This is a genomic window from Pseudomonas veronii (assembly GCF_002028325.1).
GTDB classification, from domain to species: domain Bacteria; phylum Pseudomonadota; class Gammaproteobacteria; order Pseudomonadales; family Pseudomonadaceae; genus Aquipseudomonas; species Aquipseudomonas veronii.
In genome coordinates, this window is record NZ_CP018420.1 from 847,159 (window position 1) to 867,127 (window position 19,969).

Here is a 19,969-nt window from a genome sequence, read left to right on the forward strand (position 1 = left end):
ATATAGGCGGAGAACTGAAATAAGTCCTAAATATGGAGCTTGTTTTTATAGCCAGAAGATACAAATCTTTAATTTTTACTTCAATGCCTCTGTTGGAATGGCGGCGCATCGCGCCGCGCTTTGTAACAAACCAGCTAACTTTGCAACAAGACAAATGTAGTGCCGTCAAGCCTTGTATTTTTCGTACTCTTCTAGATATAGCCGATCGGACTCATCGCGAAATTGATTTCGCCTCCGATGCAAATCCATTAACTTGCTGCTAATGCTTCTGTAAATTATCTGGTGAGCTTGGTTTTTTAGATATTCTTCATTGTACTCATCAATTTCAAAATCGTCGGTAAGAGCTAGGTTGACGAGTGCTAATAAGACAGCTTTATCAATTTTATCAATGGTTTCGTAATTTCCTTCGATGTCTCGATAGTATCCTTGGCTTTTTTCAATTTTTAATATTTTCATATCCTGTCTTCCTTTCCATGTAGGCGGATTCGCCTGCTTCCAGAGAGTCCATGGTGACTTTAAAATTATTAATTTTTTTACCGTCGGTTGAGATTAATTCTCTGCTTGAAGGATGTCCAGAATATCTTCTGTATGTTATCTTTTCTTCTTCAAGTTCTTTGGCAGTATAAATTATGTAGTCGGCTTTGATGGACGCGCCTACGACGCTATTGTGCGTTACAATAACTACTGGCATGCTTTTGGATATTTCTTTGAGCATTTGATTGACTTCACTCTTTAGGAAGAGATTGTCAAATGAAGACTCTGGCTCGTCTATAAGCAGATAGTCAAAGTTTTGAGCATCCTTGATTTCTTGCAATAGTCTAAATTCAGAACGCTCTCCGCCAGAAACCTTGAAGCCATCCTTGTTCAAAATTTCATACTCAATGCATGCAAAGTATTTATAAAATTCTGAAGGAGTGAATGCTTCGTTTGCTTTCAGGCTGGAAAGGTATTTGGCCGGATGTGCGTAATCTCTGAATGCATCACTAAAAGCAACCTTTTGGCCGCTAACATTTTTGATTTCACCTGCACCTTGAAACGCACGTTGTTTACAGACGATCTTAAACCCTTGAAAGCTTTCTTGGTATATTGTTTTCTCTTCCTGAAGCAGCTTGGTGATTTCGTTAAACTTCAGAAGTTTCTTGTGCTCGAACATGACTCGATAAAGGTCAACATCTTTGATCTGAGTTGCTGAGGTCTTTAGTTGGAGCTTGCTTTTAACCTCGCGAACAATGTCATTTACCAAGCTTTTCTTTTTTCTCTCGTAGGCTTTGGACCACAAGATGACTATTAATTCGCAGGCGAGTGCCTTTAGGGCGCTTGTATCGATATACTTGTCTATGACGTCTCTAAATTCAATATTTTCTATCAGCTGCCTTACTGAGCCGACAAGTTCGGTGAGCGATGCGTGCTCACCTAAGTCGAATAAGGTTTCATTGAATAATGAAGCCCTGGAAAATGAATCAAATTTCTGTGCCTCTTCAGCCGACTTCATTAGAGTATCTAAGTAATCTGCGACTCGTCGTTTGTTGGCTTCAGTGTCGATACTCAATACATCGTCTAATACGGTTTTGAAGGGAGCTAGGTGCTTGTCTGAAAAAATACTTTTCTTGCGCGTTACATCTGCATTGAATTCTTTTTCGTAGTTGGCATCGTCTCTTTGTACAAGAGAGAATTGAGGGATGTATTTTACATTTTCGCAGCTATTGTTTATCTGGGTTAAGGTTTCGGTTTTTCCCGAAGATCTAGCGCCAAGAATTACATTTAGGCCAGTTGAGAGGCATTGCCCATCATCAAATACTTGGAAAATTGAATTTCCATCAAGCTCGGAAAGAGACACTTTGTTCCTGTCGCGCAAGGCAAACTTCAACGACTTTAATGATATATCTCCGCAATCTATGTAAGTCTGCCTTGTTGGAAATTTAGTCATCCCCACGTAAAATCGCATGTCGCTGAAGATTACTGGTGTAAGTTCGGTCTCATCTTTTGACATGCGAACAAATTTTTTAGGACTGTCGACCTCACCTGCAGAAATAACATCCTTAAGTCTTTTAATAGTTTCTGCGTGAAGGCTTGGCTTCTTTTCGTAATGGGGGATTAGCAAATAATTGTTAAGATCACCAAAAATTCGCATCAAATCATCGACATTGATTGAGTCGCCGATTGCTACCACTTTCTTAGCTACTTCATTCGCCTTAAGTTGAAAGCCTTCAAGGTCATGGTTTTCTGAAATTAGAAGGAGGTGCCCGGCGTCTAAGTTTATCTCAATGCCGGGAAAGACAACGCAGTTTAGTGCCTCACAAATTTCATTAAACTGAGCAAGATCAAAAATGTCATGATTCGTTATGGCGATAGCATCTAACTCTGCTAGCTCAACATATTCTTTAAGTTTCTCTAGTGAGAATTCGAAGTGTGAGTCGCTGATTGTGGAGATGGTATGCATATGGAGGTCAATTTTCTTCAATCTTCGCTCCTTAAATACAAAAAAATAAGCCAGCTTGGTTGAAATGCCTCAATCATCTAAAATTGAGGCACTTAATTCGATTGATTAAATAGCCTTGCAGCAAGTGTTTTTTTGGCAAAAAGCCACTACCTAGAAGCTAGGTGGGTGAATGCTGGCTGTCTAGTAAAATTTTGAAAAAACGAATAATGCGTGAAGGGCGCGAATTCACTTTTGCCATGGATAAGGTGATTGGATGAAGCCAGATCTAAGTGACAGGCCTTCGAGAGTTCATTGCAAGGCTAGGAATATCGTTACCTGGGGAGGGGCGATGCTCGTCGGGGCAGGAATAACCGTCGGTGGCTACATCACGTAGCTGAGCAGATGGAGTCAAATCAACGCGTCGATGCCCAGACGGCTAAGCTCGATACCGAGGCGCTGCGTAAACACGACGAGCAGGTGCGACTAGGCAGTTTGCTAACCGTTCGAGCGTCGATGTCGAAACAGCGATAAGGGCACAGATTTATTTAATGTGTTCGCAAAGTCCGCTTATGGCCGATTTCTGCCGGTCATGCCCACGAATCGTGCTGGTCAAATCCGATGCAAATAACTGGTCCGCTCGAACGCAAACGGATGGGGAAGTCCGTGCACTAACCCCGCTCAGCAATGATCGCCGTTATTTTTGCAGCATGGCCGGATAGGCGTAGACAGAGGTGAACAGCCAGAAACAAGAAAGCCCGCACGAGGCGGGCTTCTTGAGGTGATTCATAGACTGCTGTAGACGTCTATGGATCGGTACTTGGTGGTACACAGTCATTTGAACTGGTCTTGTAATGCGCTGTATTTAAAGGGTTTTGTATGGTGTGTTTCAGTTAGGCATACATATAGGCATACACGCTGCTTGCTTCTGCCTATGGATGTAGTCGTATTCCCGCTAGGTAAAGCACCACCAGGTGGTAGGTGATGTGTAGCCATTCGGCCGGGTATTCACTTCTTTGTCCGACCTTCTGCCGACAGTGAGGCGAGGGCAAGGGTGATGAATCCTGCATTTCCATCCAGGGTATCCAGTGCCCCTCGAATGTTCTGTGCCACTTCTGTAGATCCTCTTTGCTCAACCCAGTTTGACAGCTCCTCGATAGCTGCCCCCAGGGCCAGTTGGTTTTCATTCATGCGCTTGAGTAATGAAGCAAGCAAAGGGGTGTCCTCCATGATGTTCTCCCGCCGTGTTGTGAGGTAGTCAATCTACCTCGAGCCAGTGGCACTGCATATCAGATGTCCTCACCACCTGGTGATCGGAAATCACGCTGGTCATCTTGATTCACGAGAGGGCAACAATGTGGTGTAGGGCCAATTTGGAAAGGCAGCATGAGAGCACATATCCAGCCCCCTCCAAAACTGGTGTAACCGGTGTTACGGGTGTAACGCCCTTCACCAAACGCCCGGTTTCATTGGCTTTCACGGCTGTTACACAGCAGCGCTGCATCGCGTACATCGGATGTAACGCTGCCCATGCGTGTAACGCTAAAGTCAGCATCCTGGGTTGTGGGCAGGCGCTTGGCGCTCCGGTCTGCCAAGCGAATTTCGCCGGCTCCGCCTTTCGAGGAGAGGAAATCACGCTGGGGACCCTGAGAGGTTTCGCTTCACACGGGGCATGAAACCCGCGGGATCGAGTTAGTGGGAAGCGTGGGAAGTTACTGAAATTTCAATCGTTGAAATTGAAAGGATTTTGAAGAAAAGAGGGCATCGTTACCGTACTGGTAACGATGCCCTCAGATCGCTCAAACGGTAGGGCAAATGCACAGGTGAACTGGAGTTCACCAGGTTCACCTGTTCACTAAGCTGGGAGGCTTCCCGCTAACAAGATTCCGCGGGTTCTATGCCCCGTGTGTATCTGAAATGCTCAGGGGCCCCTGTGACTTTCCGGCTTATAGGGCAAATGCACAGGCGAACCGGTGCTCACCTTTTCATTAAGCTGTTCGGCTTTCCGCTAACACAGGCCCAAGGGTTTCAGATCCCGTGCCATTCAAAATCTCTGACGGCCACTTGGGAAATTCGCACTATACGCAAAACTATATACCCCTAAAAATTAAAGCTGCTGTTTTATCGCTGTAGGCATTGATGCTCATGGGGCAGGGGGATAGGTTCAAGCACATGTAGCATCTGTGAGAGGTGTACTTTCTGAGTATAAGTCATTGAATTTAAATTATGATTTATAGTCGAGCGAAATATATCCGTGGCTAGCCAGTCTGTGTTACAGATATAATTCGTGTAATGCGAAAGCCGCTCAAAGGTTTGGAGTCGAAACCGTATGGGTAGGCCTCTTATGATTTACGCTGTAATAACTTACAGAGTGGACCCCGAAACCGTCCTATCACGAATTTGAGAAACCTTTGGGCGATGAATTTCCCACACGGGACTGATACTGTTAATCCATGCTAAACAAAGCGTTCAAGTTGAGTATATATGCCTAAGCGTCTGGGTTTACCACTGTCAAGCCGTTAACGACCTCTCAAGCGATCATCACGGCCAAAGAGCGGACTTTGCCAAGTTCTGCATGGCACTGAGATCGGGAGCAGCTCACTTGCTAGTTGAAGTGTTTAGGTAACTTCAGTTTCTGGTTTAGGTTCAAGATTTCCGATGATCGCCATACCGTTCCTCAAGTAAAAATCAAATTTTAAGGTGCATAGGGACTTCTAACGGCACCAGGTTATGAACGGCCATCAAATTTTCCCATTGTGTCTGCGACTGTCGGAAGCCGACTCATTGAATCGGCTCTCAACAGACCCGCTAGGCGGGCCTGCGACAATTACTCTTTGATCAACGCACCGTGATTGATATCCACCTCTTCTACTACGATGTTGATGCTGCAGTAGATCTCCTCGCCTGAGCGCAGGTAGCTAAAAAGACGGGACTTAACTACGCCGTATACACCACAACGGCCTCCCATTTCAGGAACACTTACCACATCCCCTACGTTAGGAATGAGGGCAAACCCCGATTCGCTATCGAAGGTGACGCCAACGATATCCCCATCATCCGATGGACGTTTCTGACCCTTGTGCAGTTGCTGATAGTCAATGCTGTATTTCACATGTCATTCCTTGAACTGAGGCAGACGGAATTGCTTGCCTCTAGGTCCTTAGCCCCGCTTTTCAGGCCAGGGCTTGAGGGTGCATCTAAGCGTTTTCCGTTAACTGGTTGGGTCGATCGAATGGCATTCAGCAAACTTCAACTAGCCGACGCTCCCTCATTCGCAAGCAGGGCGTGTATGTGGGCGAGGTTGATCGCCCGACAGAGATCAACAGCACGGCCTTCTACACTAGTCACATCACCTGCTCGCACGCCCGGAAGCTTTTCACCATCGATCCACTCCTCCTCGTCAACAATCGTCGTGTAGCGTGCCATGTAGCCCGCAATATCGCTGACGTCCACCTGGTGAGCCCCCGCATGGGCCAGCGCATCGGCGTAGTGAATGAGGTTCCAGCCAAACCGTTCTTCAAAGCCGGCCACGCGCACGGCTAATGGGTCAGCAATGGTCAACTGCGGGGCGTGATCGAGGATGAGCTTGCGCATCCACTCGGCAGTTTTCATCCCTGCATTGATGGCGGCAAACTGAATACGCTGGGTTTCAAGTGCATTGAAACGTAGTGTCGGCTTGTACTCTGTTGACATGTTCCCGTACCTCAGAAGGGGTGCCGGCAAATGCCGGCATTGAATGCGCAAACGATGCCGGCATTTGCCGGCATTGTCAACCTGCCTTCGAATGCCAAGCTTCGGCTTTGCGTAGCCCGACTTACGAGGTTCGGCCATCACGTCGGTATCTGCCATCGGCGTCTTGCCCTTTGGGGCTGAGTCAGCAACGACCTTGACGTGCTTGAAACCGGTGAAGAAAGCTTTGACTTTTAGATTCGTCAGCACATAAAAATACGGAATTTAATTAATAAACCGATCAAATAATAAAATTATTTTTCGACTTATATGTGAACCTTATTTTTTTGACAGTAGAATCCTGATCGCTCACCAAGAGCACTTTCCGACAAGTAGAAAGTATAAGCCTTTAAAGATGCAGTATCTGTTGTATTAAGAACCTGCTGAAGCTTATGTATACCCCAGCCCTTTCCGAAGTAGTAGAGTGGCTGACACGGACCAACATGCGTATATGTTTTATTCAGAAGCACCTGAGATTTTAACACCCCATAGCCCCACAAAGATTGAATTTTAATTTCGCATTCCAAATGTTTTTCGGAAGAAAAAAGCGGAGATAGGATCTCAATGGCTTTCATGCTTAGCCACAGATACTCTTTTTGCCCTGTATGACAGAATCGACAGGACCAGTTATAAATCTGCAGTAGGTCTTCGAAATCACATGGGAGGTCCAAGCACCCCAGCTTCTTAAGCTCCAGAATCAATGACGTCACTGGAAACTCTTGCGTATCTAATCTTGACGCGCGACCAGGTCTGGCGACATCAGACTTAACAAATCCAATTATTTTCTTAAGCTTGTTCTCTATCGACAGCCTAATCAGAAATGGAACTGAGAAATAGTCAAAAGCTGATGCATGATTAGCGAGCTCAATGGACTTGTATGTAACAGGCAACAGTCTCGACCTGGCAATATTAAATGCCGCCTTATCAGGGATAAGAGTTTGGGCATGTACCAATGATATTTCAGGAATAAATATATTTTCCGCGGCTAAAAATTGCTGCAAATCATTTGCAAACAAGCGCTTTAGGCCTTTTTCATCCCCATCCCAGAACTGCAACCCGCAGAGCCTTTCGTTAGTACGTCCGTCAATTAGCTTGCGGGCCTGCTCAATAATAATATTGAAATGTTCTTCCGGCCCACTCCTAAGCTTCCTATCAAGAGGAAATCGGACTTCCTTCTCGCGCCTATTTTTTCTGAGCTTAGTTAAATGACTAACTACAATTCCGAGCACTTCATCGTCCGAGAGGAACATATCCATTTTCCTTGTCAAAAGCCCACATACATCTCGACCTATCGAAGAGCTTTTAATAATATTTTAGACCATGCTGGGGACATTCCAGATAGGCGCCCGTATATTATGCAATGTAGCAAAAAATCGCAATCCATGTCTTGCGTGATACAGGGATTTCTTTGATCGTAATTTGTTTACCCATAAGCAGATTTGAAAATTACTCTGTAATAGAGCGTTTCTTCTATGTGTAATTCTAATATCACAGATATATTCGTTGTTTGTCCCAGTTGGATGTTTCTTCTTCGCTAAATGCCCACGTCCAAGGCGCCTTGAATAACTCTCCACTTCGCGCACGTTCTATCCAGTCAAAACAGTTTTCTAGTTCGTAGTGTGCTAATAGTATTTCAGCAGTTTCAGTTTGTCCCAAAAAGAATAGGCTCTTTATTATTTGTTCAGGTGCGCGAATCAAACCTAATAGTCTGTAGGCGATGCTTCCTTCTTCTATGTCGTCAACTACTGAGTGTGATTCATAGATTTCATATAGGTTAGGATAACGCTCAGGATAGTGAGAGTCCTGTGTTAATCTGTAAAGAGTTTCGATGTCTATAAGCTGGTTTGTATTAATGCTTTTCTTGATTTTTGTCAAGGCGGCCAGTTCGTTTTCATTATCTTCAAATAAATTTTCTAGCACGTTTTTGTATGAAGTAAGTGATTCATCTATATCAACGTTGTCGTCAAGAAAAGCATTTCGGTATTTTTCGATGTCATTTGCTATGTCCCAGGCGTCAAAAAAAAGTACAAGACATTCCTTTGTTGCAAATCTTAAAGGCAGAGGCGCGCCAATAATAGACGCCATTAGATAATTCTCTCGGATGCAAACTAAAGCTCTACTGAAGTCATTCGAGCTAAGATTGAATGTTTGGCGAATTTTTTCTTTTGTTACGATAAATTCCTTTGATCCCCACTCTGTTTTTTTTGGAAGTGTTTTAGATATTAAAAATAAATCGTGTCTTGATAGTTTCGAGGTTCGGTCTCCGTACCTAAATTCTTCCTCGAGTTGTTCATTTAAACGATTTAGATCTGTAAGGTGCTTTTCTAGAGTGGAAAATTTATTGTGGAGTATCTGTACGTTTATTAGAGATACGTCGGTTAGGTGTTTCTTGTTTTCTTTGTTAATGGCATATCTAAATGTTTGGCCGGTTGGATCAATGCTTGCAATATCTGAAATCGTGGCGTCTAGTTTATTTGTTATTATTGAGTATCGCGGGTCTATTCTTACGGAGTTCTCTTTTATGAACTCCCATATGATTCCAATGTCATGAGAACTAGATAGGTTGAATTCTAGTTTTGGGGGGAAGGTTAGGGAGAACTTTAAAAGGTAGTTGGCAGTTCCTTTGAGATGCAGTTCAACTGAATGTCGCATGTTAAAACAGATAGGATATATAAGGTGGTCGGGAGAGAATTTCAGCCCCCGTGTGGATAAAACGCTAAGAATAAGAGTGTTGGCTGCTGTGGAAAAGCCTTTAGCATAATCGATGTAGTCTGGTTGACCATTGTCCCCTACACAGGCATTTGCCCATGTAGGGTTACCTCTTCTAAAAGTAGAATTCTGCTCGCTCAAAGAAATTACCCCTGTTGAGTGGTCGCAATCTTACAAGACTTTATGATTGAACACTGTGATTGACAAGAATTATTCTTCGGTATGTTTAAATCAGTTCGTCAGGTCTTGATGCCAAGTGAATGAGCTACCGCGCCGGTCTAGCGACGATCACCGTTACTGGTCGATTGTCTTGACGCTGTGGCGTAGGTCTTATCTAGCAGCGGTTTGGCTAGGCTATGCTAAGACCGTGTCTGCTTGAACGTAGAAATTGGTTTACTGCGTTTGAAAAGGAGTTTAACTTCAATCTCAAGCACTATAGGTAGCGCACGAGATATGAAAAACCTTAAAGCATCAGATATTTCCGCAAAGCTAGCTCTAACTGAGCAAGGTCAACAGTGGCTTGCTCAATTTGAAGAAGCTGATCGGCGCATAGCACGTGATTTTTTGTCGCTGCTTACACTCGTATCTCACAGCGAATTTGAATCAAGTATCCAAGGCCAAGTCTTCGAAAAATCAAAAACAATTGAAGGGCCTATTGCTTTATTTGCTGTTCGGGAGGTCGTGGGGTATCCCGAGGTTGATTATTTCATTGCTAATCATAATGAAAATAATCCTGAGACTTTAAATGCTTTAGCGCATGGGTCGGATATAGGTAGTGAAGGGAGAATGGTTTCTACAATAAGAAATATTTCTAAGTCGGAACCTGGAAAGTTTTTGAATCATCCATCTATTATCGCTATGCGTAGCAATAAGTGTCGGAATGTTTTTCTAGTTGATGATTTGATAGGTAGTGGTAATCAGTCTCTTCAGTTCCTAGATTGGATTTGCCGGAACGCAACAATAAGGTCTTGGGTTTCTCTTAGGTATATTAAATTTTGGTTTGTGACTTATGCAGCAAGTGAGCTTGGGTTGCACAGGATTAGTAAGCATCGGTTTTCTCCTGTAGTTATTCACAAGATTTTTTGTCCTACTATAAAAAATGTCCAGCCAAAAAAAATCCAAAAAAATCTTACAGAGTTAATCAAGAAATACTCGCGGCGTACATCTAAAGCATATATGGCATATGGTTATAGATCATCCATGGCAATTTTGGTTTTTGAACATGGTTGTCCTAATAATACACCGCCGATTTTGTGGGCGCCGAGGACAAAAAAATTCTCCGAATGGTTTCCTCTCTTTCCAAACAGAACTGTTATTGGAGGCGTCCATTCTGCATTCCCTCCAGAGATGCGCTCTAAGGACGCTGTAAGTTTGTTGATAGAGTTAGGCTATAGGAAGCTCGCTGCGGCACCGGCGCATCTATTTCGGCATCCGTTACCACATAAAGTGTTGACTATGCTAGCTCTCCTCTCAAAAGGTGCCAATAGCCCGTCCAGCCTTTGCTACTCGCTTTCTATGACCATTGCTGAGTGCAACACATTACTTGAAGCATGTATAAATGCTGGGTATGTCACTCCAGGCTATCGATTGACAACGTCTGGTCTTAGGGAGCTAAAAGGGGCTGTAAAAAGTCGACAGTATTTCCGTGAAGCTCTTCCCTCCCGAGGCAGTGATATGTACTATCCTAAGTCGTTGAGAGGTCATATTTAGGTTAGTGTTCACCGAGGCAGAAAAAGGCTCAAGCAAACTTGGGTACTGCTTTTTAGGGGCGCGGAGTTCCGCAACCCTTCGGAAATGCTTTCGCATGGCGGATGTTGAGCACGCCTCAACGGAAACCTGCGAAAGCCTAGGGCTGAGGCGTACTCAGCTTCCACTTTTGTGTCGAAGTAGCTAAAAATGTGGTCCTCTCAACAATTTCGTAAGCTAGCTCAAGAACAAGGAATGGACGAGCCGACCATACGGGCTGTGATCGCTCAGGTTAAAGCTACGGTTGCGCCTCCGTTGCGATTGCCCGCAATTCTCACATTAGGGCACTTAGCGCAAAGGTCTGGTGTTTCATATGATGCGCTCAGGCGGCTTGTGGCTGGCACACAGCATCATTCGTATCGACAATTTAAAATTCGTAAAAAGTCAGAGCAGGCACGCAAGCGCCGTTCTTTTCGCATAATTCATATACCTTGCCCCCCTCTGTTTGAAGTGCAACGTTGGATTTCTACATATGTGTTGCGGGAGCTTCCCGTTCACCCGAGCAGTCATGCTTTCAGCCCGGGTAGTAGCATTGTTAAATGCGCTGAAATTCACTGTAAAGCCAGGTGGTTGGTTAAGTTGGATGTACATGATTTTTTTAGTAGTGTTTCAGAGATTCAAGTTTATAGAGTGTTTAGGTCGCTGAACTATGGTGCGTTGATCTCTTTTGAGATGGCTCGTTTATGTACGTATCGTCCTAACCGCGAAACATTCAAATTAGCCTTGCCAGGCCGCTTCAGAGTTCCATCCGGCATCGTTAGACATCCGGGGCGTGGAATTAAAAGTTATAGTCATAAATATGTAGGATATTTGCCTCAGGGTGCACCTACTAGCCCCATGCTCGCGAATTTAGCGATGAAAGACATAGACGTGGCGATTTCTAAGATAGCCTCGGATCATGGTTTGCGATATACAAGATATAGCGATGATTTGACTTTTTCTACTGAGGGAGACTTTTCTCGTGGTAAAGCGCTGAATGTTATTCAGGAAGTTGCAAAGAAGTTGATCGTACATGGCCTGATGCTCAATAATCCCAAGACAACGGTTGCACCACCTTCGGCACGAAAAATTGTACTCGGATTGCTTGTAGATGGCGCGGATCCCAGGTTAATGAAAAGCTTTAAAGATAAAGTTCGGCAACATCTTTATTTTTGCGGTAAATATGGTGTTGAAGAGCATGCGGCGCGCCGTAAGTTTGACAGTGTTGGCGGTTTTGTTCGGCACTTGAGAGGCTTGATTGATTTTGGAAATATGGTAGAACCTTGCTGGGCAGCCGATATGTATGATCAGATGTCTAAAGTGTTAGGCTCTAACAAGTTTGATTTATAGATAGAGTAAGTAGCCCGCGCTTGCGGGCTGTTTCGGGTTTATGCTGAGAGTAGATCCGCTAGTGTTATGTTGCGGGCTGCAGCCGCTAGGTCAGGGTGATTAAGTTTTGATAGGAAGGGGCCGAAGCGAGGCACTTCAAGTCGGGACAGTGCCTCTCCCATTCCCCCCTTTTGGTAGCTGACAGCGAGTAACTGCGCTCCTACAGCCTCTAACTGCTTCGTAGTTGCATTCCACTCTTCATCTAGTGCAATCCCTATCGCGTTTAACGCCGTTTTTTTGGCCTCATCCTCACGTTTTTGAGCGTTTGAGATTTTAGTTTCGATTGTGTCGAGTTCTGCCTGCAGAGCGGTTAGGATTAGTTCTTGCCTTCTAACTTGCTCGTCCGTTGTTGCCAGGTGCTTAGCGGCCTTTTGCATTTCGCCGCTTGCCGTTTTTTCCCCCTCCGTATCACCGCTTGCCAGGCTTTTGGCGTAGGACGTTGCAGCATCGCGCTCGGCTTGTTGCGCCTTTTCCAGTGCTTGATCGGCTTCTGATTGAATTGTCTGAAACCGCTCGGTCAGGTGCGATTTTTTCCGTTCCAGCGCTTCGACTTCAGCGGTTGCATCGGCCATTGCTTGAATCGCGTCAGCTTTGATCTGGTCAATTTTTTCCAGCCGCTCCAGATGCTGAATTTTCCGATCAATTGACGCAAGTTCGCCTGGAATTGCTCGTATACGGGCTTCGACGCTTGATGCTTTCTCCATAGCCTCGCGCCTTTCAGGGCTCCCAATTGCGTTGCCATTTGCATTGTATTCGCTGGGTGCATTACGCCATTCGGCTTCCAGTTGTGGCAGGCTTTCTTCCAGTGTTTCCAGTTCTTGCATCAAGGCGGATTTTTGCTGTTTTAGCTGGTTCATGTTGCGTTCCTAAAGGCGAAAGGTTGATTGGTTTTTTCCGTTGGCGGGCCAGGCCAAGGTGAGCCTGCATTCCTCATGGTGCGGCCGTTATTACGCCGCCTGGGCGTCGTGATCACCTTGTTCTGGCACTGCGACAACCACATAGCAGCGCTGCAAGCCCAGTCCGGGTAGCCGCACTGCGGTCGAGGCTTTGCCATCCTTTCCAGGCTCTAAAACGCCTCTTCGCAGGAGCTCTTTATTAACCGCACTCAGGTTCATGCCTCGGAAGATTTCGGAGCGCCACGCTTCAGGCAACACGTAGTAGGTGTTGGTGGTGTGCAGGGCGTCGCCCATGCCGTGTTCCATCGTCTTGCGAAAGCCCAACCGATCAATTGTGCGTGGGCCGTGCTCATCGATCTTGGCGGCGGCAGATTCCCAGCGGGTAAAGCGGCTTTCGCCAAAGCGTTCTATGACCTGTCTCAGCCGCGCCAAAATCGCATCGCCCTCGAAATTTCCGGCTCCGCCACGCTCGGCCAGCCACGCATGCAGACACACCCGTGCTGCGGTTGTGGCTGTGCCATCGGGCCAGCCGGTGACGCCGAAAGCGGTGGCCAACTCTCCGGCCGCTGCTGCGAGACCAAAGCGAAGGGCGGCACGTTGGGCTTGCCCACTGGCCGATGCGGGTAGGTTTTGGTTGATGAACTGCTCCACCGTGCGGCGAATGATCACCGTCCATCTGAGCATTTCTCCTGGCGCGCACAGTGCGTGCAGGAAGGCGGTGAGGGGTGTGCCGTAGTATTTGGCGACACGCGCCTTGAGCGCATCGGAGAGGGCGGCTGCGTCTTCAAAACCGTTCAGCGCATCGAACATGCCGAGGCCTTTACTGGCATCCGCAGGCACGGCGAGCATGCGTACCTCCATACCCGCTTTCAGCTCCTTGTTGGCATCCGCCATGTGCTGCGCCAACGTCTTCTCTCCCGTAGAGAGAAACAGCAAGCGCCACTCCTGCACCTGTCGGCCCGCTTGTCCTCGATCATTCGCACGGGCCTTACCGGTGCCATTGCCCAGCATGTAAACCGTTTCGCCAATGATGCGCGGGTCACACATACCGATTTCATCCAGCACCAAGAGGCCGTCTGAGTGTGCGGCAGCGATGGACTCCAGAGCGTTATCTGTTGAGCGCCATGAGCGCACCAGGCGCGGCCCGCCATAGACCGAGGCCGCGACCTGCAAGTGGGTGGTCTTGCCGCCGGAGCTGTCGCCGTAGAGATGGAATCCGCCTGACTCATGCCCGAGCAGGTTCAGCAGAGGCCCTGCAAAGGCCACAGAGACGACAAACGCCAAGCGGTGATTACCAACGCACAGTGCGCCGATTTGCTGCTGCCATTGCTCCAGAGAGCCCGCCTCGCTGATCGGTGGTAGCTGGGCACCGGCTTCATAAAAATGCAGGTGCTCGGCGTGCGAACCGATCTGTAGTTCGGGCAATAGAAACGCATTGTCGTGCCAGCCCAGGCGCGTCACCAAACGTGCGCGCTGGGCGCTATCGAAGCCGCCGAGATAACTCTGCAGGTCGTTGCGGGCATTGCGTCCTGATCGGCTTCCGGCAAGGCGCAGCCCCATGTCTACCAGTGGGCCGAGTACATCCTTGCCGAAGTCGCCGGTCATGGTTCGGGCCGGAATGTTCCAGCGCTTTTTGGCGCCGTCCGGGTCGTCGAACTCGACCAACAAACCCCAGTTGTGACCCTTGTCGTCGCGAGTGCGGGCGATGATTTCGAGAGGCGAGCACACGGGGCGCGGCTCGCCATCATCGCCAGAGTAAAACACCCCTTCAGGCGTCAGCCGGAAGCCGCCCGGCAACAGATCATTTTTCGATTTCGCAGGGCGTTTGGCGTGCGTCTTTGCCTTCGGTTGTTGAGACTCAGTGGGCTCAGCAACATTGCCGAAAAACTCGCCGTTGCGCACTAGCTCGGCGACGTGCCCAGCGGTCCAACCTTTGGCTAACGCATCCGCTGCATCGTCGCCGTCTGCCCATTTTCCGCCTTTGACGAGTGTCGGCTTTCCGCCTTTGTTGCTGGGCTTGAGCTTGAACACGTCCAGCGAGATTCGCGGCACTGAAGCAACGCCCAGCTCAATCAGCTTGAGCTCAATGGCGTCCATACAGGCCTTGCCGCTGGCATCGTTATCCGGCCATAGCACCACCGCGCGTCCTTTGAGTGGCGTCAGGTCGGCCTTGTGCCAAGAGTTGGAGCCGTTCGGCCAGCAGGTGGCCACGTGGTTGGGCATCAGTTCAGCGGCAGCGTCAGCGGCCTTTTCACCCTCACACAACACCACAGGCGCATCGGCGCGCTGTGCCAGTTCATCCAGGCGCAGCAGAGGCCGAGGCTCCGCCAATCCTTGCCAGCGCCATTGAGTAGTTTGTTCATCGGAACGCTTGCACCAGGTCAACGGCGCAAAGACCTTTCGCGGTTTGCCGTCTTCATCCGGGCCCAGGTCAAAGCGATACAGCGCCATGACCGGCTGGCCCTGAGCGTCGCGGTAGATCCACACCTTGGACGGGACGCCGTGTTGTCTATGTTTGGTAGGGCACTTGTTCATGGCCTCGGCCGGGATCGGCTGGATCGCGATCCACTCCGGCGCTGCGGGCTTGGTCGGTGCGCTTTTGGTGGTTGCAGATCCTGCGGAAACGCTGAGCAGATCCGCCAGCTTTTTGCAGGCCTCAACGTCCGTGCCGCCGTCGATGTAGCGCACTAGGTCGATCAGGTCGCCGCCCTTATCGCCGGTGGCAAAATCCGCCCAGGTGCCTTTGCTCAAATTGACCTTGAGTGAGCCTGCGCGTTTGTCCGTGCGCGTCGGGTTTGGTGCAGTGTATTCCTTGCCACCGTCGACACGTTTGCCGTTTGGCAGCCAGCGAGCAAGTACACGGTCGATGTTCTTCAGAGTGGCACTTTTTACGTCGGCAAAGCTGGGACGTTTTGAAGTGTTGCCGGTGCGCTGAGTCATGGTGTGGTCCTCGACTCAAGCAACGCCTCGTTCACGTCGTCGATCAGCGCTTTGGCCATCTCTCCGAGGTAGAACGCAGGCCAACTAAAACGCTCGCCCGCATCGCTGATGGCGGCATCGAGGATCAGTTGATTGGCGTGGTGCAGAATCTGGGAGACGGCTTCAAGTGCGTCCTCCAGCGGGATACCGGCATTCACCCGAAACAGGTTTTGGCCGTTACCGTTGGCAGGGGAAAACTCGGAGCGTCCACGCGTGCTGGAGTGGGTCACAGCGCACCGCCTTTCTGGCCCATCGGCACAGAGGAGGCATCACCGTACATGGTGAGTGTTTTGATCAAACCCAAGGTGCCGCGCACGTCCCAAATAACGGACGACAGCACGCGGTTGGAGAGCAGGGGTTTATCCCCGTCTAAGTGGTCTTCCAGCAGCATGAGAACGGAGTCGGCACGGTCGAGCGCACAGGTGATGGCGTCGATAGGCAGGCCGGCTTCGGCGTCTTTGCTGACGCAGAGTAGATCTTCGGGTAGTGCAAAGCCTGGGAGCATGCTCATTTGGCACCTCCTGCGGCTTCCAGGGCTCTCGCCTTGGACATATGGACGTTGTAACGGGAAAGGCGTGTAGCGAGGCTGGAGTTGGTGTGTAAAGCGGCGAGAGCCATAGCTCGATGAGCTGCGGCGCGAATTTTGAACGGATTGAGGGCGTGCATTTGGTGAAGCTCCTGTATGTGAGGAGCTGCCACTGATCGTCGCCAAACGAATTAGGGTGGCAGCTGTGCGCGGGTTGGCGAACCGGGCATACAGGACCCCGGCAGACCCGAAGGTCTCCCACGCACAGCCGCCATAAAGCAGGAATGCGGGCACAAAAAAAGCGCCTGCAATCGGTATGGGGGCGCCTGTGCGCCTGTATGTACTCGGGTCGCCAAACCCGTTCGCTGAATTTGCAGCGACAGCCAGAGAGTAACGCCCGTTTTTTGAAAGTGCAACTGTGCAGATCTCTTGCGGATTTTTTCGATGCGGCATAAATTGATCAGGCATGTAGATTTACCTCAACGCCTCCGGTTGCCGCCGGGGGCGTTTTCGTTTCAGGCATGGATATCCCAGCGCAGGGAGACAAAGGGCAAGAAGTCGCCTTCGAGGCAGGCGCGCGCGTCCTCGTAGGCGTCGATTTGTTGGCCTTCGTCGACGATGATTGCTTGAGGGGCTTGGCAGGGAACTGACAATGTGCACCAGATGCCATCTCTCCATCGCATCACCATCACGTCCCGGTTCAGGCGTTTTTGCTCTGTGCGGTAACGTTCAAAACGCTGCATACCGCGTGATGAGAATCCGACTGTTCTGAGTACAGAAAAGGGCTGCAAGATGGCCCTGTTGGCAACACGATTTCTCATGCTGCCACCCTGTCGCGTGCTTCTATGCGGCTTCGTGCCCATGTTTGGATTTCAGATAAAACCCAAGCTACGGGCGCACCGCGAGCGTTGCTGTTGCTCAATTTGACGGGCAGGGGAAAGCCGCTATCTGTGCGATGCATGAGTTTGTAGATGGTGGAGCGCTTCATGCCCACGATCCGCTCGACCTCGGGCATACGGATCAATGTCGACGTTGCGTCAAAGATGGGGTTTGGAGTGGTTGGGTTAAGGCGGGGAATTTCGGTGATAGAGGCTTTCATAGGTCTTGCTCTCGACTGGTTAAGACTGAGAGCAATGATCTAGGTGCAGGTCGGTGGTGAGCAGTTCACTTCCAATTGAAATCTGATTGAAATTTCTGGCTTACAGCACGAAATAGCGTTTGAGAATGGCCTCAACTCTTTTGCGAGTGAGGGCTTTTTCGGTCTCAAGCGTAATCCACTCAGGCCGCTGTTTTGGAGGTTTTGCTACCTCACCTTGTAGCCAGGCATGCACCTTCGTTGCAACGTAGCGTTTGGACATCCCTGCTGCGCGGTAGTGACGACCCTGTTTAACTATTGCGATGTCTCGAACGCTAATCTCCTCCTTACGATCCATTCCGCTGATGAGGCCGCCTTTTTTGCGGATGGCATTTTTGATTACTCGTTCGGCGATGGGTCTTAGTTCATCGTCGGCCAGGCAGGGCAGGGACGTGATCGGTTTAAGATAGAGGGCGTAATCATCAAGTGTTTGAATCCGCTCATCCGGATCGACCTGCATCTCTACGAATTGGCAATACAGATCCCTAGGCCAGTCTGTAGGAGGTTCAGGCACATGCGACCAAGCGTTTTGATCGGCTGTTTGCATCCAGTTGACTAATGTCTCCAGCGCTTTTACGGCACAAGCCATGATGTAGCCCGCATGAGCATCACGCTCCGACACCGAGTAGTAACCGCTGTACATTCGTACCCAATGCGCCAGGCGTGCCCTGGTGTCGGTGGAGGCATATTGAAAAATGCTCTCTTCATGAATCATCGTCTGAATGCACATGCTGCCGAGGTCTTTCATGTCGGTGAGATCTTTATTGATGTCTTCGCGATGAATGCGCAGCCAGCACTGGTCGATCAGGTGGCAGGTATCAGCGACCTGTTCACGGCAGAGGTCATAGAGAGGTTGCGCTGAGAGAGATTTGAGCAGGCCGCTGCTCAACGCCGAATGCAATATGGTTTGGCGATCAGTCATTGCCAAGTGTCTCAGGCTCCGTGTAACCGAGAGTCCCACGCCCTGCACTAGAAAGGCGGAGCCAGCGAAGGTTGCTTGGTAGGCTCGGGTGGAAAGCGTCTGCCCGCAGCGGCTGAGGGCTGACTTTTGCGTTACACGCCTGAGCAGCGTTACATCGGATGTACGCTATGTCTCTCAACTGTGTAACAGGCGTGAAAGCCAATGAAACCGGGCCTTTGGTGATGGGCGTTACACGAGTAACACCCGTTACACCGATTTTGGAGGGGGGGTGGGTATGTGCTCTCATACAGCCTTTCCAAATTGGCCCTGCACCACATTGCTAGCCTCTAATGAGTCAAGGTGATCGGCGTACCACTGCATCATCTGTGTGCGTTGCTCAAGGTACTGAGCTTTGTTGTAAATCCCTCGAACACCTTGTGGCTTGTGGCTGAGTTGGGCCTCGATGTGGTCAGCAGGATAGCCGTGCTCGTTGAGGATGGTGCTAGCGATGTGGCGGAAGCCATGGCCGGTTTGGCGCCCTTCGTAACCAAGGCGTCTGAGCGCCATTAGGAATACGGTATCGCTGCGGGGTTTGGTGCGGTCGCTTCTACCGGGAAATAAGAGTGGGTAAGCGCCGGTGAGTTGCCGAAGCTCTAATAGCGCGTCGATTGCTTGAGTGCATAGTGGCACCAGGTGCTCACGACCTTTCTTACGACCCTTGCGCTCGACTGGAACGGTCCAGAGCTTCTTGTCGAAATCGAACTCTACCCATTGTGCCTCTCGGAGTTCGCTGGGGCGTACAGCCATCAGGGTCAAAAGCCTCAGGCCGAGCTGAACATCTTTGGCGTGGGGGTAGGAGCGTATCGCTCGAAGTAACCCCGGAAGCTCATCGGGGGAAACGTGGGCGTAGTTCTCTGCCTTTCCCGAGGACAGAAATTTATGCACACCCTCCAACGGGTTGTTAACGGCTCTGCCTGTTACGCGAGCCAGGTCATAGATATCTTTGCAGTAGGCCCTTACACGGCTCATCTGTTCCAGAATCCCCTGACGCTCAAGTCCTCTCAATAGCTCCATCCACTCCATGGACATGATAGAGGTGTAGGGACGTTTGCCGAGCGAAGGGAATACATGGCGTTCGAGTGCACCGAGTATTCTTTTAGCCGTACCAGCATCCCAGCCGCTCAGGCGAGACGTGTGCCACTCCCTTGCCAATGCTTCAAAGGTGTCGTTGGCCGCGTCGATCTCGGCAGCTTGGCGAGCTTTCTTGGAGGTGATCGGATTCTTTCCTTCCGATGCGTCTGCGCGTAGATCAGATGCTTTCTGACGAGCGAAAGCGCCGCCCACTTCCGGGTAGCCGCCAAGACCAAGCCATGACCATTTGCCGTCCGGCTTCTTGTAGCGTAATTCCCAAGACTTTTGGCCGTTTGGCTTGACCCTGAAATACAGCCCTGGGCTGTCTAGTTCGCGGTATGCCCCGGCCTCAGGCTCCAGGCTGGAAAGAGTCGTGTCAGCGAGAGGGCGTCGCTTGATATCGGTGCGTTTCATCCTTGTATGCCTTCAGTTC

17 protein-coding genes are annotated in these 19,969 nt (G+C 49.4%); 2 read left to right on the forward strand and 15 right to left on the reverse strand.

Translation table 11 applies throughout. The annotated features are described in order from the left end of the window. Positions 1-165: 165 nt before the first annotated feature. From PverR02_RS03795 to PverR02_RS31700, 7 genes are all read right to left on the reverse strand, one after another. Positions 166-456, reverse strand: a complete 291-nt coding sequence (locus tag PverR02_RS03795) for a hypothetical protein (protein ID WP_079442802.1) — start codon at positions 454-456, stop codon at positions 166-168. Continuing rightward, entirely contained in the window at positions 437-2,461 is a 2,025-nt protein-coding gene (locus tag PverR02_RS03800; protein ID WP_079442803.1) for a phosphotransferase, read from the reverse strand. Before PverR02_RS03800 ends, PverR02_RS03795 begins: the two co-directional genes overlap by 20 nt. Before the next feature lie 963 nt (positions 2,462-3,424). Next, complete coding sequence (locus tag PverR02_RS03805; protein ID WP_068932762.1) at positions 3,425-3,646, reverse strand: hypothetical protein; 222 nt, start codon at positions 3,644-3,646, stop codon at positions 3,425-3,427. A gap of 1,597 nt (positions 3,647-5,243) precedes the next feature. Continuing rightward, positions 5,244-5,528, reverse strand: a complete 285-nt coding sequence (locus PverR02_RS03810) for a hypothetical protein (protein ID WP_079442804.1) — start codon at positions 5,526-5,528, stop codon at positions 5,244-5,246. A gap of 137 nt (positions 5,529-5,665) precedes the next feature. Further along, the gene (locus PverR02_RS03815; protein WP_079442805.1) at positions 5,666-6,355 is read right to left on the reverse strand and encodes a hypothetical protein; all 690 of its coding nucleotides are present in this window, start codon (positions 6,353-6,355) and stop codon (positions 5,666-5,668) included. Positions 6,356-6,411: 56 nt separating this feature from the next. Continuing rightward, positions 6,412-7,395 (reverse strand): hypothetical protein, encoded by a 984-nt coding sequence (locus tag PverR02_RS03820; RefSeq protein ID WP_079442806.1) that lies wholly within the window; start codon positions 7,393-7,395, stop codon positions 6,412-6,414. Between the two features lie 238 nt (positions 7,396-7,633). Continuing rightward, positions 7,634-8,995: a hypothetical protein gene (locus tag PverR02_RS31700; RefSeq protein ID WP_152031984.1), complete on the reverse strand. Its 1,362-nt coding sequence runs from the start codon at positions 8,993-8,995 to the stop codon at positions 7,634-7,636. A gap of 234 nt (positions 8,996-9,229) precedes the next feature. On the opposite strand from PverR02_RS31700, the gene PverR02_RS31705 reads away from it, so the two are divergent. Beyond that, a complete protein-coding gene (locus tag PverR02_RS31705) occupies positions 9,230-10,564 on the forward strand; it encodes a phosphoribosyltransferase-like protein (RefSeq protein ID WP_152031985.1) in 1,335 nt (444 codons plus the stop codon). Between the two features lie 231 nt (positions 10,565-10,795). Beyond that, positions 10,796-11,929: a reverse transcriptase family protein gene (locus tag PverR02_RS03825; RefSeq protein ID WP_161493714.1), complete on the forward strand. Its 1,134-nt coding sequence runs from the start codon at positions 10,796-10,798 to the stop codon at positions 11,927-11,929. Between the two features lie 38 nt (positions 11,930-11,967). Here PverR02_RS03825 and PverR02_RS03830 read toward each other — a convergent pair whose 3' ends face one another. From PverR02_RS03830 to PverR02_RS03865, 8 genes are all read right to left on the reverse strand, one after another. Beyond that, on the reverse strand, positions 11,968-12,825 hold the full coding sequence (locus PverR02_RS03830) for a hypothetical protein (RefSeq protein WP_079442808.1): 858 nt from the start codon (positions 12,823-12,825) through the stop codon (positions 11,968-11,970). A 90-nt stretch (positions 12,826-12,915) separates the two neighbouring features. Then, entirely contained in the window at positions 12,916-15,804 is a 2,889-nt protein-coding gene (locus PverR02_RS03835) for a DUF927 domain-containing protein (RefSeq protein WP_079442809.1), read from the reverse strand. Beyond that, positions 15,801-16,073, reverse strand: coding sequence for a DUF3077 domain-containing protein (locus PverR02_RS03840; RefSeq protein ID WP_048363502.1), 273 nt, complete (start codon positions 16,071-16,073; stop codon positions 15,801-15,803). Before PverR02_RS03840 ends, PverR02_RS03835 begins: the two co-directional genes overlap by 4 nt. Then, the gene (locus PverR02_RS03845; protein WP_079442810.1) at positions 16,070-16,354 is read right to left on the reverse strand and encodes a hypothetical protein; all 285 of its coding nucleotides are present in this window, start codon (positions 16,352-16,354) and stop codon (positions 16,070-16,072) included. Before PverR02_RS03845 ends, PverR02_RS03840 begins: the two co-directional genes overlap by 4 nt. A 530-nt stretch (positions 16,355-16,884) precedes the next feature. Then, positions 16,885-17,190 (reverse strand): hypothetical protein, encoded by a 306-nt coding sequence (locus PverR02_RS03850; RefSeq protein ID WP_079442811.1) that lies wholly within the window; start codon positions 17,188-17,190, stop codon positions 16,885-16,887. Continuing rightward, positions 17,187-17,468: a helix-turn-helix transcriptional regulator gene (locus PverR02_RS03855; protein ID WP_079442812.1), complete on the reverse strand. Its 282-nt coding sequence runs from the start codon at positions 17,466-17,468 to the stop codon at positions 17,187-17,189. Before PverR02_RS03855 ends, PverR02_RS03850 begins: the two co-directional genes overlap by 4 nt. Positions 17,469-17,568: 100 nt before the next feature. Next, a complete protein-coding gene (locus PverR02_RS32450; protein WP_227778775.1) occupies positions 17,569-18,426 on the reverse strand; it encodes a hypothetical protein in 858 nt (285 codons plus the stop codon). Between the two features lie 282 nt (positions 18,427-18,708). Beyond that, positions 18,709-19,950, reverse strand: coding sequence for a tyrosine-type recombinase/integrase (locus tag PverR02_RS03865; RefSeq protein ID WP_079442813.1), 1,242 nt, complete (start codon positions 19,948-19,950; stop codon positions 18,709-18,711). Between the last annotated feature and the right edge of the window lie 19 nt (positions 19,951-19,969).

What these genes read in the sequence shown, in the direction of transcription:
- PverR02_RS03825 (WP_161493714.1), top strand. Translation starts at nt 10,796, where the DNA reads ATGGACGAGCCGACCATACGGGCTGTGATCGCTCAGGTTAAAGCTACG.
- PverR02_RS32450 (WP_227778775.1), bottom strand. Translation starts at nt 18,426, where the DNA reads ATGACTGATCGCCAAACCATATTGCATTCGGCGTTGAGCAGCGGCCTG.
- PverR02_RS03850 (WP_079442811.1), bottom strand. Translation starts at nt 17,190, where the DNA reads ATGAGAAATCGTGTTGCCAACAGGGCCATCTTGCAGCCCTTTTCTGTA.
- PverR02_RS03855 (WP_079442812.1), bottom strand. Translation starts at nt 17,468, where the DNA reads ATGAAAGCCTCTATCACCGAAATTCCCCGCCTTAACCCAACCACTCCA.
- PverR02_RS03835 (WP_079442809.1), bottom strand. Translation starts at nt 15,804, where the DNA reads ATGACTCAGCGCACCGGCAACACTTCAAAACGTCCCAGCTTTGCCGAC.
- PverR02_RS03805 (WP_068932762.1), bottom strand. Translation starts at nt 3,646, where the DNA reads ATGGAGGACACCCCTTTGCTTGCTTCATTACTCAAGCGCATGAATGAA.
- PverR02_RS03845 (WP_079442810.1), bottom strand. Translation starts at nt 16,354, where the DNA reads ATGAGCATGCTCCCAGGCTTTGCACTACCCGAAGATCTACTCTGCGTC.
- PverR02_RS03795 (WP_079442802.1), bottom strand. Translation starts at nt 456, where the DNA reads ATGAAAATATTAAAAATTGAAAAAAGCCAAGGATACTATCGAGACATC.
- PverR02_RS03865 (WP_079442813.1), bottom strand. Translation starts at nt 19,950, where the DNA reads ATGAAACGCACCGATATCAAGCGACGCCCTCTCGCTGACACGACTCTT.
- PverR02_RS03830 (WP_079442808.1), bottom strand. Translation starts at nt 12,825, where the DNA reads ATGAACCAGCTAAAACAGCAAAAATCCGCCTTGATGCAAGAACTGGAA.
- PverR02_RS03820 (WP_079442806.1), bottom strand. Translation starts at nt 7,395, where the DNA reads ATGTTCCTCTCGGACGATGAAGTGCTCGGAATTGTAGTTAGTCATTTA.